The 14,927-nt window shown below is 73.6% G+C and carries 14 protein-coding genes; 3 read left to right on the top strand and 11 right to left on the bottom strand.

From position 1 onward, the window contains the following. Positions 1-333: 333 nt before the first annotated feature. From PSU4_RS28825 to PSU4_RS28875, 11 genes are all read right to left on the bottom strand, one after another. Positions 334-1,014: a uracil-DNA glycosylase gene (locus tag PSU4_RS28825; protein WP_147115476.1), complete on the bottom strand. Its 681-nt coding sequence runs from the start codon at positions 1,012-1,014 to the stop codon at positions 334-336. Continuing rightward, on the bottom strand, positions 1,014-1,538 hold the full coding sequence (locus PSU4_RS28830) for a gamma carbonic anhydrase family protein (protein ID WP_147115479.1): 525 nt from the start codon (positions 1,536-1,538) through the stop codon (positions 1,014-1,016). Before PSU4_RS28830 ends, PSU4_RS28825 begins: the two co-directional genes overlap by 1 nt. Before the next feature lie 9 nt (positions 1,539-1,547). Continuing rightward, on the bottom strand, positions 1,548-2,144 hold the full coding sequence (locus PSU4_RS28835; protein ID WP_147115482.1) for a hypothetical protein: 597 nt from the start codon (positions 2,142-2,144) through the stop codon (positions 1,548-1,550). After that, on the bottom strand, positions 2,141-2,521 hold the full coding sequence (mnhG, locus tag PSU4_RS28840) for a monovalent cation/H(+) antiporter subunit G (RefSeq protein WP_147115484.1): 381 nt from the start codon (positions 2,519-2,521) through the stop codon (positions 2,141-2,143). Before mnhG ends, PSU4_RS28835 begins: the two co-directional genes overlap by 4 nt. Beyond that, the gene (locus PSU4_RS28845; protein ID WP_147115487.1) at positions 2,518-2,784 is read right to left on the bottom strand and encodes a monovalent cation/H+ antiporter complex subunit F; all 267 of its coding nucleotides are present in this window, start codon (positions 2,782-2,784) and stop codon (positions 2,518-2,520) included. Before PSU4_RS28845 ends, mnhG begins: the two co-directional genes overlap by 4 nt. After that, a complete protein-coding gene (locus PSU4_RS28850; protein WP_147115490.1) occupies positions 2,781-3,323 on the bottom strand; it encodes a Na+/H+ antiporter subunit E in 543 nt (180 codons plus the stop codon). The genes PSU4_RS28845 and PSU4_RS28850 overlap by 4 nt, the downstream gene beginning before the upstream one ends. Continuing rightward, on the bottom strand, positions 3,320-4,858 hold the full coding sequence (locus tag PSU4_RS28855; protein WP_147115493.1) for a Na+/H+ antiporter subunit D: 1,539 nt from the start codon (positions 4,856-4,858) through the stop codon (positions 3,320-3,322). Before PSU4_RS28855 ends, PSU4_RS28850 begins: the two co-directional genes overlap by 4 nt. Beyond that, the gene (locus PSU4_RS28860; protein ID WP_147115511.1) at positions 4,855-5,310 is read right to left on the bottom strand and encodes a sodium:proton antiporter; all 456 of its coding nucleotides are present in this window, start codon (positions 5,308-5,310) and stop codon (positions 4,855-4,857) included. Before PSU4_RS28860 ends, PSU4_RS28855 begins: the two co-directional genes overlap by 4 nt. 17 nt (positions 5,311-5,327) lie before the next feature. Beyond that, a complete protein-coding gene (locus PSU4_RS28865; protein ID WP_147115496.1) occupies positions 5,328-5,897 on the bottom strand; it encodes an MnhB domain-containing protein in 570 nt (189 codons plus the stop codon). Next, positions 5,894-8,260: a hydrogen gas-evolving membrane-bound hydrogenase subunit E gene (gene mbhE, locus PSU4_RS28870; RefSeq protein ID WP_246115410.1), complete on the bottom strand. Its 2,367-nt coding sequence runs from the start codon at positions 8,258-8,260 to the stop codon at positions 5,894-5,896. The genes PSU4_RS28865 and mbhE overlap by 4 nt, the downstream gene beginning before the upstream one ends. 290 nt (positions 8,261-8,550) lie before the next feature. Next, complete coding sequence (locus PSU4_RS28875) at positions 8,551-10,719, bottom strand: malate synthase G (protein ID WP_147115499.1); 2,169 nt, start codon at positions 10,717-10,719, stop codon at positions 8,551-8,553. 221 nt (positions 10,720-10,940) lie between these two features. Here PSU4_RS28875 and PSU4_RS28880 point away from each other — a divergent pair, with 221 nt between their 5' ends. Genes PSU4_RS28880 through PSU4_RS28890 form a run of 3 tightly spaced genes read left to right on the top strand, consistent with a single transcriptional unit; the run spans position 10,941 to position 14,919 of the window. Beyond that, the gene (locus PSU4_RS28880) at positions 10,941-12,395 is read left to right on the top strand and encodes an FAD-linked oxidase C-terminal domain-containing protein (RefSeq protein WP_147115502.1); all 1,455 of its coding nucleotides are present in this window, start codon (positions 10,941-10,943) and stop codon (positions 12,393-12,395) included. Positions 12,396-12,412: 17 nt separating this feature from the next. Then, positions 12,413-13,537 carry an FAD-binding oxidoreductase gene (locus tag PSU4_RS28885; RefSeq protein WP_147115505.1) on the top strand — a complete coding sequence of 375 codons (1,125 nt, stop codon included), beginning with the start codon at positions 12,413-12,415 and terminating at the stop codon, positions 13,535-13,537. Then, positions 13,534-14,919 carry a (Fe-S)-binding protein gene (locus PSU4_RS28890; RefSeq protein WP_147115508.1) on the top strand — a complete coding sequence of 462 codons (1,386 nt, stop codon included), beginning with the start codon at positions 13,534-13,536 and terminating at the stop codon, positions 14,917-14,919. Before PSU4_RS28885 ends, PSU4_RS28890 begins: the two co-directional genes overlap by 4 nt. The last annotated feature ends 8 nt before the right edge of the window (positions 14,920-14,927 follow it).

Raw genomic sequence — 14,927 nt, forward strand, 5'->3', positions numbered from 1 at the left:
CCGAACCCGCGCCGCGCCGACGTGCCAGCGCGGCACCACCGACGCACACACAGCGGCACCCCGCACGGCACCGCGGCTCCGCACGCGCGGCGGCAGGACCTGCGGCGCCCTGACCCTCGGTACCGGGGGGCCGTCCGCGGGCCGGGTGGTTGGGAGGTGATCACCGTTTTCGGCGCTGGAGCGACGCAGATGTCGCTCCAGGACCAGATTCGGTGATCAAGCAGCCCCCGCGGCGGGGGCGCTCGCGACGACGGGCCGCTCTCCTCGCCGAGTTCGACGACAGACTGCCCCGGCCCATGATCGGACCAGTCCGACGTCGACCGGCGCGACGGGTTACGGGAGCTTCCAGTCGACGGGGTCGCCGCCGATCTCCTCCAGCAGGTCGTTGGCGCGGCTGAAGGGACGCGAGCCGAAGAAGCCGCGGTCGGCCGACATCGGGCTGGGGTGTGCCGACTCGATGCAGGGTACGTCCTCGAGGAGCGGGACGAGGTTGCGGGCGTCGCGCCCCCACAGGATGGCGACGAGGGGCTCGGCGTCGCGGGCGACGAGGGCGCGGATCGCCTGTTCCGTCACCGCCTCCCAGCCCTTGCCGCGGTGTGAGGCGGGGGTGCCGGGCTCGACGGTGAGGACCCTGTTGAGCAGCAGGACTCCCTGCTGTGCCCAGGGGGTGAGGTCGCCGCTGGAGGGCATGGGGTGGCCGAGGTCGTCGCAGTACTCGCGGAAGATGTTGGCCAGCGAGCGTGGGACTGGCCGGGTGTCGGCCGCGACGGAGAACGACAGCCCGACGGCGTGCCCGGGCGTCGGGTAGGGGTCCTGCCCGACGATCAGGACCCGCACGTCGTCGAAGGGGTTGGTGAAGGCGCGCAGGATGTTCGCGCCCGCGGGAAGGTAGCGGCGGCCCGCCGCGATCTCGGCGCGCAGGAACTCGCCCATGTCGGAGACGACGGGTGCGACGGGCGCGAGGGCCCGTGCCCACCCGGCCTCGACGACTTCGTGCAGGGGCTTGGCCGCCATCAGGAGCCCAGGAGGCGCAGGCCGTCGCGGAACCGTTTGCCGCGTTCGACGTAGGAGTTGACTGCGTACTCCCACTGCTCGGCGGGGACCTGGTGGCCCTCACGGACGCGGGCGGGGATCCCGAGCGCCATCGTCCACGGCGGGATCACGGCTTTCGGGGACACCACGGCACCGGCGGCGACGACCGCGCCCTCTCCCACGACGGAGCCGTTGAGCACGACGGAGCCCGACGAGATGAGGGCGCGGTTGCCGATGTCGGCGGCCTCGATGTGCACGTTGTGGCCGACGGTGACCTCGTCGCCGATGAGCGTCGGCACGTCGCGGGTGGTGTGGATGATCGTGCCGTCCTGGATGCTCGTGCGGGCGCCGACGACGATGTGGCCGTCGTCCCCGCGCAGCACGGCCGTCGGCCAGACGGTGGCGTCGGCGCCGATCCGCACGTCCCCGATCACCACGGCGTCGGGGTGCACGTAGGCGTCGGGGTGGATGTCGGGTTCCAGGTCGCCGAGCGCGTAGATGGGCACGCGGCGAGCTTAGCCGCAGCCTGTGGACCGCTCGGGGGCGTCCACCGGGTCGACCCCGAGGGTCACCGGGTCCACGTCGGAGCGGAGCGTGCAGCCTGCCGCGTCGATGATCTCGACGTGCCGGGCGTCGACGAACCGTGGCTGTGGCCGCGGGATCTCGGCACTGCGCACCGTCCACACGACCGACTCCTGGGCGAGGGCCCCGGTGCCGGCGCGGGCGCGGACGGAGAAGGTGCGCCCGTCGACGGCGAGGGTCTGCACCTCGACGAGCGCGAGCCGGATCCGGGAGCCGGGCGGTCCCGCGACCTCGCTGATCACGACCAGTTCCGGGGTCAGCGCGGCCGACACCCACGCGGCCGCCGACCAGGCGGCGACGACGAGGACGCCCGCCACGACCACCGCGGCCCGCGCGCCGGTCGTCTGCAGGCGCAGCGTCGCCGCCGCGACGGACAGGACGAGGGCGGCGGCGACGAGGACGGTGGCGCAGCGCCCTGACCAGACCAGGTGGAAGGGGTTCCACGCGGCCACCGCGGCGAGTGCCGCGGCGACGACCGCGAGCGCGACGAGCGGCCCGACACACCGGCCCCGGGGTCGGGGCGAGCTCACCGACCGCGGCCGGAGTCGGGGGGTTCGTCCCGCACGGGCGCGTCGTCGCGGGCCATCGGGTCGGCCAGTTCGTCGACGACGAGGTCGTCGCGGCGCAGGGTGCCGGCACGGTAGGCGGAGCGGCCGACGATCTGGGAGATGACGGGGGCGGTGATGATCTGGAAGAGGGCGACGAGCAGGAGGGTGGCGGCGCTCTCGAACTCGAGCCGGATCGCGGTGCCGACGAGGATGAGCACCATGCCGAGGGTCTGGGGCTGGGTGGCGGCCTGCAGGCGTGCGGGGACGTCGGGGAACCGGACGAGCCCGAGTGCCCCGAGCAGGCAGGACAGCGCGCCGCCGAGCAGCAGCACCGCCGTCACGACGTCGACGACCGTCATCGGTGCCGCTCCCCGCGCTCGACGAGCCGCGCCGCGGTGGCGGAGCCGACGAACCCGATGAGGGCGACGGCGGCGACGAGCGGGATGTTGGAGCCGTCGCGGTTGATCGCGACGTAGACGGCGACGCCGCAGACGACGAGGATGACGAGCACGTCGAGGGCGGTGATCCGGTCGAGGGTCGTGGGTCCGCGCAGCAGCCGCACCATGGTGAGCAGTGCGGCGGCGGCGAGGATCGCGAGCGTCACGGTGAACACGACGATCATGGGGTCTTCTCCGTCCCGGCGGCGAGGCCGCGGTCGCAGTCGGCCAGTTCGCCGGCGGTGCCGACGGCGGCGACCACCTTGCGCTGCAGGACCAGCATGGCGTGGCGGACGCGTTCGACGTCGCCTTCCCGGCGCAGCCCGAGGGTGTAGACCCAGAAGGTGCCGCGGGCCCGGTCGATCTGGAGTACGTAGCTGCCGGGGGTGAGCGCGACGGAGCCGGCGAGGAGGGCCACTGCCCGCGCCGACCCGGACAGCAGCGGCACGGAGACGATCCCGGCGCGGGCGCGGGGACCGTGCAGCACGGTCTCCCAGGCGACGTCGACGGCGGAGCGGAGCAGGTCGAACGCGAGGAACCCGGCGAGCCCGAGGAGCCGCAGCGGCCGGAACGGGACGGTGTCCGGCATGGGTGGCAACGGGAACAGCCAGGTGACGAGGGCGGCGACGATGATCCCGCCGATGATCGTCGTGGGGGTGAGCGTCCCCCACAGCAGCACCCAGACGACGGTGAGCCAGAACAGCTGCGGCAGTCGGCGTCTCACGGGGCACCTCCGTCGCCGAGCACGGCGGTGCGGTAGGGGGTGCGGGCGACGAGGTCGTCGCCGGCGCGGGTGGTGATGGCCGAGAGCGGTCCGGCGGCGACGGCGATGGCGACGCTGACGGCGACGAGCGCGGCGGATGCGGCGTACATGGGGGTGGAGGTGCGGGCGGTGCCGACGACGAGCTCGTCGTCGGGGTCGTTGTCGGGCAGCGGCTCGCGGGGTTCGCCCCAGAAGACGCGCACCCAGACGCGGACGACGGCGTAGAGGGTGAGCAGGCTGGCGAGGACGACGATGCCGGCGACGATCGCGGTGCCGGATCCGCCGCCGGCTCCGGCTTGGAGCAGGGCGAGTTTGGCGACGAACCCGGAGGTCGGTGGCACTCCGGCGAGGGTCAGCGCGGGGATCGCGAAGAGGATCGCGAGCAGCGGTGCCCGTTTCGCGAGGCCGCCCATCTTGTCGAGGGAGACGGTGCCGGTGCGTCGCGTGATGAGCCCGGAGACGAGGAAGAGGGTGGCTTGCACGGTGATGTGGTGGACGACGTAGAGCGCGGTGCCCGCGATGCCCGCGGCGTCGGAGACCGCGAGTCCGAAGATCATGAAGCCGATGTGGCTGACCAGCAGGAACGAGAGCAACCGGTTGAGGTCGTTCTGCGCGAGGGCGCCGAGGACCCCGACGATCATGGTGACGGCGGCGAGCACGAGCAGCAGCGTCGAGGGGTGGCCCTCGGGGAAGATCAGGGTGCGGGTGCGCAGCAGCGCGTAGATGCCGACCTTGGTGAGCAGCCCCGCGAACAGGGCGGTGACGGGTGCGGGCGCGTTCGGGTAGCTGTCGGGCAGCCAGAAGTGCAGCGGCACGATGGCCGCTTTGATCCCGAAGGTGACGACGACGAGCAGCGCGAGGACGGTCTGCAGGCCGGTGGGCAGGTCGGCGACGCGGGTGGCGAGGTCGGCGAGGTTGACGGTGCCGGTGGCGGCGTAGACGAGCGCGACCGTCGTCAGGAACAGCAGTGACGACGCGAGGCTGATGGTCACGTAGGTCATGCCGGAGCGGATGCGGGTGGCGTCGGTGCGTCGGGTGATGAGCACGTAGGAGGCGGCGAGCATGATCTCGAACGCCACGAACAGGCTGAACAGGTCGCCGGTGAGGTAGGCCAGCGACACCCCGGCCGACAGCACCAGGAAGATCGGGTGGAACGTGGTGGACGCGGTCCGTCTCCCGTAGTCGACGATGCGCTGGTCGATGGCGTAGACGAGCACCGCGAGGGTGACGACCGTCGAGATCAGCAGCAGGAGCGCGGAGAGCCGGTCGGCGACGAGCACGATGCCGACGGGTGCGGGCCAGCCGCCGACCTCGGAGACGACGGGGCCGTGGCGGTCGGCCTGCACGAGCAGGACGGTGGCGACGGCGGCGACGGCGGCCAGGACGCTGATCCCGATGGCCCGCTGGGCCCAGGCGGATCGGCCGGCGACGACGGTGGCGGCGGCTCCGAGCAGCGGCAGCAGCACGGGCAGGACGGGCAGCAGGGACGTGGTCATCGCACGTCCGCCGTGGACGTCACGGGGTCGTCGGACGCGGCGGCGGAGCCGGGGTCGACGCCGACCTCGTCGCCGGTCTCCTCGACCTCCTCGCCCATGGACGCCTTGACGGTGCGGCGACGGGCGATGCGGCGGTCCTCGAGGTCGTCCTGCACCTCGTCGTGGCCGACGAGCACCCAGGATCGGTAGCCGAGCGCGAGCAGGTACGTCGTCATGGCGAAGGTGATGACCACGGCGGTGAGGGCGAGGGCCTGCGGGAGGGGGTCGGCCAGGCCGGCGGTGTCGCCGGTTCCGTCGAGGATCGGGGGCCGTGCGGGTGGGCCGCCCGCGAGCTGGAGCAGCAGGTTGGCGCCGTGGCCGAGGACGACGACGCCGAGCAGCACACGCATGAGGGAGCGCTGCAGCAGCAGGTAGAACCCGACGGAGTAGAGGACGGCGACGACGACGGCCATCGCGAGGCTGATGGTGGTCACGCGGCGGCCTCCCCGGCGTCGTCCGCCGCGGCGGCCTCGCGGGCGTCGCGTTCGATGCCGCTGCCCAGCGAGCGCAGCAGGTCGAGGACGACGCCGACGATCAGCAGGTAGACGCCGATGTCGAGGGCGAGGCTGGTCACGATGTCGAGGTGGCCCAGCAGCGGGATGTCGAAGGCGAACTTGGCCGACGACAGGACGGGCGCGCCGAACGCGGCGGGCACGAGGGCGGTGACGACGGCGACGCCCAGCCCGAGGCCGACGAGCACGGGCGGGCGGACCTTGACCCGGGCCCCGATCTCGGCGCCTTCGCTGCGGCCGCCGGCGATGTGGCGCAGCACGAACGCGAGCCCGGCGACGAGCCCGCCGGCGAACCCGCCGCCGGGTCCGTAGTGGCCGACGAGCAGCAGGTAGAGCGAGAAGACGAGGACTGTCGGGAACAGGATGCGGGCGGCGAGCTCGAGGAGCAGGGTGCGTTCGGAGACGACCGGGTCGCCGGTCAGCATCCAGTCCTCGGTGGGCGCGTCCCAGCGGTCCCAGGGGACGCGGGCGTCGGGGGTCGCGGTCATCCGAGGACCTCCTTCTCGTGGTCGGGGGTGTCCGTGCTGCTGCGGGTGGCGCGGCCTTTGCGTCTGCGGTCGTAGCGGGTGGCGAGCACGAGGCTGGCGGTGCCGGCGGCGGCGACGAGCAGGACGGTGATCTCGCCGACGGTGTCGAGGGCGCGGAAGTCGACGAGGATCGCGCTGACGACGTTGGTGGCCCCGGCCTCGGGGGCGAGCCGGACGAACTCGTCGCTGGCGGTGGTGGGCGCGGTGCGGGCACCGGACAGGACGAGGCCGAACGCGGCGACGGTGGTCCCGGCGACGGCGGCGAGCACGCCTTTGCGGATCTGGACGCCGCGGCGGGGACGACGGCGTTCGGTGAAGTGCGCGGGCAGCCGGCGCAGGACGAACACGAACGCGACGACGGCGAGCGTCTCCACCAGGAACTGGGCGAGGGCGAGGTCGGGGGCGCCGTCGACGACGAACAGCCCGCCGATGCCGTAGCCGACCGCGCCGACGAGCAGCACGGCGGTGAACCGGCGGTGCGCGCGGACGAGCGCGAGGGCCGCCGCGACGACGACGATGCCGAGCGGGATCTGCATCCACTGGTGGACGACGGGGGCGTCGGCGGGCCAGGCCCAGCCGGCGACGAGTCCGACGCCGGGCAGCGCGAGCACCATGAGGAGCACGGCGGCCAGGTAGAACGGCAGCGAACCGGCCTGCAGCCGGCCGGTGACGAGCACGGCGACGCGTTCGATGCCGGAGACGACGAGTTCGTAGCCGCGTTGCGCGGAGACGGGGTGGTGCAGGGCGCGGGTGAGCGCCTCGATGCGGCCGCGGGCGGCGTGCAGCAGCAGACCGCCGAGGAGCGCGACCCCGGACAGCGCGAGCGCGAGGTTCCAGCCGTGCCAGAGCGCGAGGTGGTAGCCGGCCTCCTCGGCGTCGCGGGAGGGCAGGCTGTCGCCGTAGGCCTCGATCAGCGGCGCGACGACGGGCGCGATCAGGCCGAGCACCAGCCCGGCGAGCGAGGTGATCCACAGCGGCGCGATGAGGCCCGGAGAGGCCTTCTTCGGCGCGACGACGTCGACACCCGGTTTGGTGGCGAACGCGCCCCACAGGAACCGGGCGCTGTAGGCGACCGTGAGGATCGACCCGACGACGAGCCCGGCGAGGACGATCCAGCCGCGGGGGTCGTCCTCGAGCTGGAACGCCTCGAAGGCCGCCTCCTTGGCGACGAACCCCAGCAGCGGCGGGATCCCGGCCATCGACGCCGCGGCGAGCATCGCTGCCGCGGCCAGCCCCGGCATCGCGCGGCCCAGCCCGGACAGGGCGCCGGCCTCGCGGGTGCCGGTGACCTTGTCGACGGTGCCGACGACGAGGAACAGCGTCGCCTTGAACAGGCCGTGCGCCAGCAGCAGCGCGGCCCCGGCGACGGCCGCGAGGCGCCCGCCGACGGCGAACAGCACCATGAGGAAGCCCAGCTGGCTGACGGTGCCGAAGGCGAGCAGCCGTTTGAGGTCGGTCGCGCCGAGGGCCCGCCAGCCGCCGATGAGCATCGTCGACAGTCCGAGGACGACCAGCGGCAGCCACCATTCCGCGCTCGACGCGAACGCCGGCGAGAGCCGGGCGACGAGGAACACCCCGGCTTTCACCATCGACGCCGCGTGCAGGTAGCCGCTGACCGGCGTGGGGGCGGCCATCGCGGCGGGCAGCCACGGGTGGAACGGCGCCTGCGCGGACTTGGTGAGCGCGCCCAGCAGGACCAGCACGATGCCCGCGGTGACGGCCCCACCGGTGGGCGGGGCGGCGACGATCTCGGAGATCCGGTAGGTCCCGGCCGACTCCCCGACGAGCACGAACCCGAGCAGCATCGACAGCCCGCCGAACACCGTCACCAGCAGGGCCTGGACGGCGGCGCGCCGGTTGGCCCGGTGCAGGCCGCTCTGCCCGACCAGCAGGAACGACGCGATCGACGTCAGCTCCCAGAACACGTACAGCGTCAGCAGGTCGTCGGCGACGACGAGGCCCAGCATCGCGCCGGCGAAGAACACCAGCAGGGCCGACGTGCGGCTCGCGTCGGCGCTGCGGCGGCCGAAGTAGAACGCGCTGTAGACCAGGATGACCGCGCCCAACCCCGAGACCAGCACGATCATCACCAGGGCGAGCGCGTCGAGGCGTACGTCGAAGTACAGGTGCAGCGCCGGGGCCCAGGCGATCGACTGCGTCACCCCCTGACCGCCGAGGACCTGCGGTGCCATGGCCAGCGCCCAGACGAGCGTGACGGCGGGCGGGACGGCGGCGAGGCCGAAGGCGGCGCGCGTGCTGCGTGCGGCCACGGCGGGCAGGGCGCAGGCGAGCGCGAGGTGCGCGACGACGAGCGCGAGCAGCAAGGCACCTCCTTGCGGCGTCACGACACTCGGGCAGGACCGCCTCCCGCCTCGGGGGGCGGGCGACACCGTGCGTTCACGCGGACTGCTCGGACGGACGGTCCGCGGGGGCGCGCGGCCCGACCGGCCGGCCCGGCTGTCGGTTCACCGTCGGGTCGGCTTTTCGGATGGACTGCCGGACGTCGACGGGGATTTTCGCGTCGGACCGACGCACGCCACCCTACCTGCCACGACGACACGGGGGCCGCAGTGCCGCACCCGCGACGCCGCGACCCCCGCGGTCGACGTGCGTGTCAGCGCCCCTGTGCGGCCGCCTCCTTGGCCGTGCGGCGCCACCTGGTGAGGACCGGCTCGGTGTAGCCGTTCGGCTCCTCACGGCCGGTGAACACCAGGTCGAGCGCGGCCCGGAACGGCGCGCTGCCGTCGAGGTCGTCGCTCATCGGCCGGTAGCCGGGCTCGCCGGCGTTCTGCTCGTCGACGAACGCGGCGAGGCGGGCGAACGTCTCGCGCACCGTGGCCTCGTCGACGATTCCGTGGGCCAGCCAGTTGGCGAGCAGCTGGCAGGAGATGCGCAGCGTGGCCCGGTCCTCCATGAGGCCGACGCCCTCGAGGTCGGGCACCGTCGAGCAGCCGACGCCGAGCCCGACCCAGCGCACGACGTAGCCGAGGATCGACTGGGCGTTGGTCTCCAGCTCGTGGGTGACGGTCTCGGCCGCCGGGCGCTCGGCGCCGAGCAGCGCCGGGGCGAGCAGCAGCGACCGGTCGGTCAGCGGGCGCGAGGCGAGCTCGGCCTGCCGGTTGTCGACGTCGACCCGCAGGTAGTGCAGCGCGTGCAGGGTCGCGGCGGTGGGCGAGGGCACCCAGGCGCAGTCGGCGCCCGCGCGGGGGTGCTCGATCTTGGCGTCGACCATCTCGCGCATGGCGGCGGGCTTGGCCCACATGCCCTTGCCGATCTGGGCGGTGCCGCCGAAGCCGGCGCGCAGCGCGACGTCGACGTTGCGGTCCTCGTAGGCGCCGAACCAGGTCTGCGAGCGCATGTCGCCCTTGGGCACCACCGCGCCGCCGGCGAAACAGGTGTGGATCTCGTCGCCGGTGCGGTCGAGGAAGCCGGTGTTGACGAAGATGATGCGGTCGGCCGCGGCGGCGACGCACGCCGACAGGTTGACCGAGGTGCGCTTCTCCTCGTCCATCACACCGATCTTGACGGTGCGCTCGGGCAGGCCCAGTGCCTCCTCGACGGCGGCGAGCATGTCGACGGTCAGGGCGACCTCGTCGGGCCCGTGCTGCTTGGGCTTGACGACGTAGACGCTGCCGGTGCGGCTGTTGCGGTGCGGGCCGAGGCCGCGCAGGTCGTGCAGGGCGGCGGTGACGGCGACGAACAGGTCGAGCAGGCCCTCGCCGACGGGCTCGCCGTCGGCGGTGCGGACGGCGTCGGTGTCCATGTGGTGGCCGACGACGCGCACCAGCAACGTCGCGCGGCCGGGCAGCGTCACGGTGGACCCGTCGGGCGCGGTGTGCTCGCGGTCGGGTTCGGCGCGACGGGTGAGCGTCGTGCCGCCCTTCTCGAAGCGGGAGACCAGGTTGCCGGTCATCAGGCCGAGCCAGGTGCGGTAGGCGTCGGCCTTGTCCTCGCCGTCGACGGTCGAGACGGAGTCCTCGAGGTCGACGATCGTGGTGACCGCGGACTCGAGGACGACGTCGGCGACCCCGGCGTGGTGGCCGCGGCCGACGCGGTGCTCCCGGTCGACGGTCAGCTCGACGTGCAACCCGTTGCGGCGCAGCAGCACCGCGGTCGGGGCGGCGGCGTCGCCACGGAAGCCCGCGAACTGGACCGGATCGGCGAGCGCGGGGACCAGGGCGCCGTCGGCCACGGTGTAGCTCTCGACGCCGGCGTGCGAGCCGTCGGCGAGCGGGAACAGCTCGTCGAGCAGCCGGTCGGCCTCGGCGATGACCTGGGCGCCGCGGGCCTCGTCGTAGCCCTTCACCGGTTCGTGGTCCAGCGGCAGCACGTCGGTGCCGTAGAGGGCGTCGAACAGCGAGCCCCAGCGGGCGTTGGCGGCGTTGAGGGCGTAGCGCGGCACGGTCGAGGGCACCACGAGCTGCGGGCCGGCGAGGGTGGCGATCTCGGCGTCGACATCGGTGACCGTCAGCGTCGGCTCGGCCTCTCCGACCAGGTAGCCGATCTCGGTGAGGAAGTCGGCGTACGCGCCGCGGCCGGTCTCGTCGAGCGGGCCGGGGTGCGCGGCGTGCCAGCCGTCGACCTGGCGCTGCAGCTCGTCGCGGCGCGCGAGCAGTTCCTTCGTGCGTCGCGTGAACCGGCGGTTCAGGGCGGCGAAGCTCGCCCAGAACGTCGTGGGGTCGAGGTCGTCGAGACCGGCCAGCAGCTCGTCACGGACGAACGCCTCCAGCGCGGGATCGACCTGCAGGCCCGTTTCCTGCTCGACTGTCGGTACTGCGGCCATGGGTACCGCCCTTCTCTCGCCGCGTCTGCTCAGCACAGGGTCGACTACGGATACCAACTTCCGCAACGTGGAACTTCGTGATCTCGTCCACCCTGTCACCACCCGGAGCCCACCGGCACCCACGGCGAACCATGCGGAGCGTTACGGTTGGCCGGCCGACGGGCCGCTACCCGTCGCACGACGACCACGCAGGGACGACCACGCAGCGACGCGGAGGCGCCATGGCACTCGATGACGCGGCCCGCGCCGCACTGGCCAGGGCCGTCGGCACGGAGAACGTCATCGACGACCCCGTCGGCCGCCGCGCCTACGAGTGCGACGGCCTCACCGGGTTCCGGGTGGTCCCCGACCTCGTCGTCCTCCCCCGCGACGCCGCGGCCGTCGCCGCCGCCGTCCGTGCCTGCGCGGCCCACCACGTGCCCTTCGTCGCCCGCGGCGCCGGCACCGGCCTCTCCGGCGGCGCCCTCCCGGTCGCCGACGGCATCGTCGTCTCGCTGGCCAGGCTCAAGGCCGTCCTCGACGTCGACCCCGTCGACCGCCGCGCCACCGTCCGGCCCGGCGTCACCAACCTCGAGATCACCGCCGCCGCGGCACCGCACGGGCTCTACTACGCCCCCGACCCGTCCAGCCAGCAGGTCTGCACCATCGGCGGCAACGTCGCCGAGAACTCCGGCGGCGCCCACTGCCTCAAGTACGGCTTCACCAGCAACCACGTCCTGGCCATGGAGGTCGTCCTGCCCGACGGCACGGTCGTCACCCTCGGCGGCGACTCGGCCGAACAGTCCGGCCCCGACCTGCGCGGCGTGTTCCTCGGCTCCGAGGGCACCCTCGGCATCGCCACGTCGATCACCGTGCGGCTGCTGCGCGTCCCCGAGACCGTCCGGACCCTGCTCGCCGACTTCCCGTCCGTCGAGGCCGCGAGCGACGTCGTCAGCGACATCGTCGCCGCCGGCATCGTGCCCGCCGCCGTCGAGATGATGGACACCCTCGCCATCGAGGCCGCCGAGGAAGCCGTCCACGCCGGCTACACCGTCGGTGTGCCCGCGGCACTCGTCGTCGAGCTCGACGGGCCCGTCGAGGAGTGCGACGTCCAGTTCGCGCAGGTCAAGGAGATCTGCGACCGCCACGGCTGCACCCGGCTCCACATCGCCGGATCGGTCGACGAACGCGCCGCGATCTGGCGCGGCCGCAAGGCCGCCTTCGCCGCCGTCGGGCGCATCTCCCCCGACTACTTCGTCCAGGACGGCGTCGTCCCCCGTACCCGCCTCGCCGAGACCCTCACCCGGATCCGTGCGATGGGCGAGGAAGCGGGACTGCGCGTCGCCAACGTCTTCCACGCCGGCGACGGCAACCTCCACCCCCTCGTGCTCTACAGCGCCGCCGCCGGGGAGACCGACCGCGCCGAGGCGCTGTCGTCCGGGATCGCGGAGCTGTGCGTCGAGATGGGCGGGGCGCTGTCGGGCGAACACGGCATCGGCACCGACAAGGCCTGCTCGATGCCGACGATGTTCGGCGAGGTCGACCTCGCGACCATGGACCGCGTCCGCCGCGCCTTCGACCCCGACGGCATCTGCAACCCCGGCAAGGTCCTGCCCACCCCGCGGCTGTGCGGCGAACGTCCCGGCAGGTACCGGCCCCATCCGCTGGAGGAGTCCGGCCTGATCGAGCGGCTCTGACCCGCACTGGAGACCTCATGACGCGCGCGACCCCCACCACGGTCCGCCCCGCCGACCTCGGCGCACTCCGCGACGCCGTCCTCGACTCCGCGGGCACCCTCGGCGTCACCGGGGCGGGCACCGCCGCCGCCTGGGGCGGGACGCTTGCACCCGTCGACACGGTGATCGACGTCGGCGGCCTCACCGGCATCATCACCCACAACCCCGGCGACATGACGGTGTCCGTCCACGCCGGCACCCCGCTGCGCGAACTGCAGTCCGCGCTGGCCGACCACGGTCAGCAGGTGTCGTTCGACGCCGCGCGCGTCGACGTCGGCGCGACCGTCGGCGGGCTCGTCGCCACCGCCGACGGCGGCCCCGCGGCACTGGTCCACGGCACCCTGCGCGACCTCGTCATCGGCATGACGATCGTGCTCGCCGACGGCACCGTCGCCCGCACCGGCGGGCACGTCATCAAGAACGTCACCGGCTACGACCTGGCCAAACTCATGCACGGCTCCTACGGCACCCTCGGCGTCGTCGCCGAGGTCGTGCTGCGGCTGCACCCGGTGCCCAAGGCGACCGCGACCCTCGCCGTCGACTGCACGCTCGACGACGCCGCCGCCCACGCCGGGCGCATCTTCGACCGGCCCCTCGACCCCGCCGCCGTGGAGTGGTACTCGACCGGCTCCGCGTCCGGGACGCTGCTCGTGCGCATGGAGGGCACCGTCGACGCGCTGCCGCGGCGGGTGGAGCGACTGCACTCGATCCTCGGCGCCGCAGCCGACTCCGGCGCCTGGGACGCCCACGCCGCCGCCGTCCGCGGAGCTCCCGGGCAGGCGGTGCTGCGCATCGGCGCCCGCCCGTCCCGGCTCGCCGCGCTCGTCGGGTCCCTGCCCTGTGCCACTGCCGCGGTCGGGCTGGGCACCGGCGTCGCCACCGTCGCCCTGCCCGCCGACGCCGTCGCCGACGCCCACGCCGCCGTCCACGCCGCGGGCGGCACCTCCGTGCTGCGCGACCGTCCCGACGGGTTCACAGGCCCCGCCTGGGGACCCCCGCCGTCGGCGATCGCCCTGCTCAGGTCGGTGAAACGCACCCTCGACCCCGACGGCCGGCTCGGCCCCGGCCGGCTCGCCCCGTGGCTGCAGGAGGACCCCCGATGAGCTCGACGCCCGCCGGCTCCGCCGACACCAACCTCCCCCGGTCCGGGCCCAGCGCCTTCGACGCCCACCACCCGCCCGAACGCGACCTCCTCGACGACTGCGTGCACTGCGGCTTCTGCCTGCCCACCTGCCCCACCTACCAGCTCTGGGGCGAGGAGATGGACTCCCCGCGCGGGCGCATCTACCTCATGGACCTCGCCGAGAAGGGCGACATCGCCCTCGAAGGCTCCTTCGCGACGCACATCGACCGCTGCCTCGGCTGCATGGCCTGCGTGACCGCCTGCCCCTCGGGCGTGCAGTACGACCGGCTGCTGGAGTCGGTACGTCCGCAGGTGGAACGCAACGTCCCCCGAGACCGTGGCGACACGCTCTTCCGCGACGCGATCTTCGCGCTCTTCCCCTACAAGCGACGCCTGCGCGTGGCTGCCGTGCCGGGCGCGTTGTTTCAAAGGCTGGTCCGCGTCCCGGCCGTCCGCAAGTTCGTCGACGCCGGCACGCAACGCCTGCGCGGCACCAGGTTCGCCCGCCTCGCCGCTCTGGAGTCGCTGCTGCCGCCGGTCACGGTGAAGGAGGCGTTCGCGACCCTGCCCGCGGTCACACCGGCCGTCGGACAGCGCCGCGCCCGCGTCGCCCTGCTGTCCGGGTGTGTGCAGGACGTGTTCTTCCATCGTGTCAACGAGGCCACCGTCCGCGTCCTCGCCGCCGAGGGCGCCGACGTCCTCGTCCCCCGCGACCAGCAGTGCTGCGGCGCCCTCGAACTGCACGCCGGCCGCGAACCCTCCGCCCTCTTCCGGGCGCGCCGCACGATCTCGCTGTTCGAGCGGTTGCTGGACTCAGGGGTCGACCACGTCGTCACCAACGTCGCCGGCTGCGGGTCGTCGATGAAGGAGTACGGGCACCTGTTGGCCGACGACCCCGTGTGGGCTGCGCGCGCCGCGGCGTTCTCGGCCTCGGTGCGTGACGTCCACGAGGTCCTCGCCGACCTCCTCGCCGACGGCGCCCCCCGCGCACCCCGCAACCCGGTCGCCGCCCGCGTCGCCTACCACGACGCCTGTCACCTCGGGCACGCCCAGGGGGTGCGTACCCAGCCGCGCGACGTCCTGCGCAGCGTTCCCGGGGTCGAGGTCGTCGACATCCCCGAGGCCGCGCTGTGCTGCGGGTCGGCGGGGATCTACAACATGGTCATGCCCGACGCCGCCGACGAGCTCGGCGCCCGCAAGGCCGCAGGAGTCCGCTCGGTCGCCCCCGACGTCGTCGTCACCGCCAACCCGGGCTGCCTGCTGCAGATGCGCAAGCACCTGGGTCCGGACGTGCCGCTGCTGCACCCGGTCGAGCTCCTCGACGCCAGCATCCGCGGCACAGCCGCCTGTGAGTGGCGATAGTCGCTATC

It is taken from the genome of Pseudonocardia sulfidoxydans NBRC 16205 (genome assembly GCF_007989085.1).
Classification (GTDB): domain Bacteria; phylum Actinomycetota; class Actinomycetes; order Mycobacteriales; family Pseudonocardiaceae; genus Pseudonocardia; species Pseudonocardia sulfidoxydans.

Excerpts from the sequence above, each read along its gene's own strand:
- PSU4_RS28825 (WP_147115476.1), bottom strand. The coding sequence starts at position 1,014 with ATGGCGGCCAAGCCCCTGCACGAAGTCGTCGAGGCCGGGTGGGCACGG.
- PSU4_RS28855 (WP_147115493.1), bottom strand. The coding sequence starts at position 4,858 with ATGACCACGTCCCTGCTGCCCGTCCTGCCCGTGCTGCTGCCGCTGCTC.
- mnhG (WP_147115484.1), bottom strand. The coding sequence starts at position 2,521 with ATGACGGTCGTCGACGTCGTGACGGCGGTGCTGCTGCTCGGCGGCGCG.
- PSU4_RS28875 (WP_147115499.1), bottom strand. The coding sequence starts at position 10,719 with ATGGCCGCAGTACCGACAGTCGAGCAGGAAACGGGCCTGCAGGTCGAT.
- PSU4_RS28865 (WP_147115496.1), bottom strand. The coding sequence starts at position 5,897 with ATGACCGCGACCCCCGACGCCCGCGTCCCCTGGGACCGCTGGGACGCG.
- PSU4_RS28880 (WP_147115502.1), top strand. The coding sequence starts at position 10,941 with ATGGCACTCGATGACGCGGCCCGCGCCGCACTGGCCAGGGCCGTCGGC.
- PSU4_RS28885 (WP_147115505.1), top strand. The coding sequence starts at position 12,413 with ATGACGCGCGCGACCCCCACCACGGTCCGCCCCGCCGACCTCGGCGCA.
- PSU4_RS28845 (WP_147115487.1), bottom strand. The coding sequence starts at position 2,784 with ATGATCGTCGTGTTCACCGTGACGCTCGCGATCCTCGCCGCCGCCGCA.
- PSU4_RS28860 (WP_147115511.1), bottom strand. The coding sequence starts at position 5,310 with ATGGCCGTCGTCGTCGCCGTCCTCTACTCCGTCGGGTTCTACCTGCTG.
- PSU4_RS28890 (WP_147115508.1), top strand. The coding sequence starts at position 13,534 with ATGAGCTCGACGCCCGCCGGCTCCGCCGACACCAACCTCCCCCGGTCC.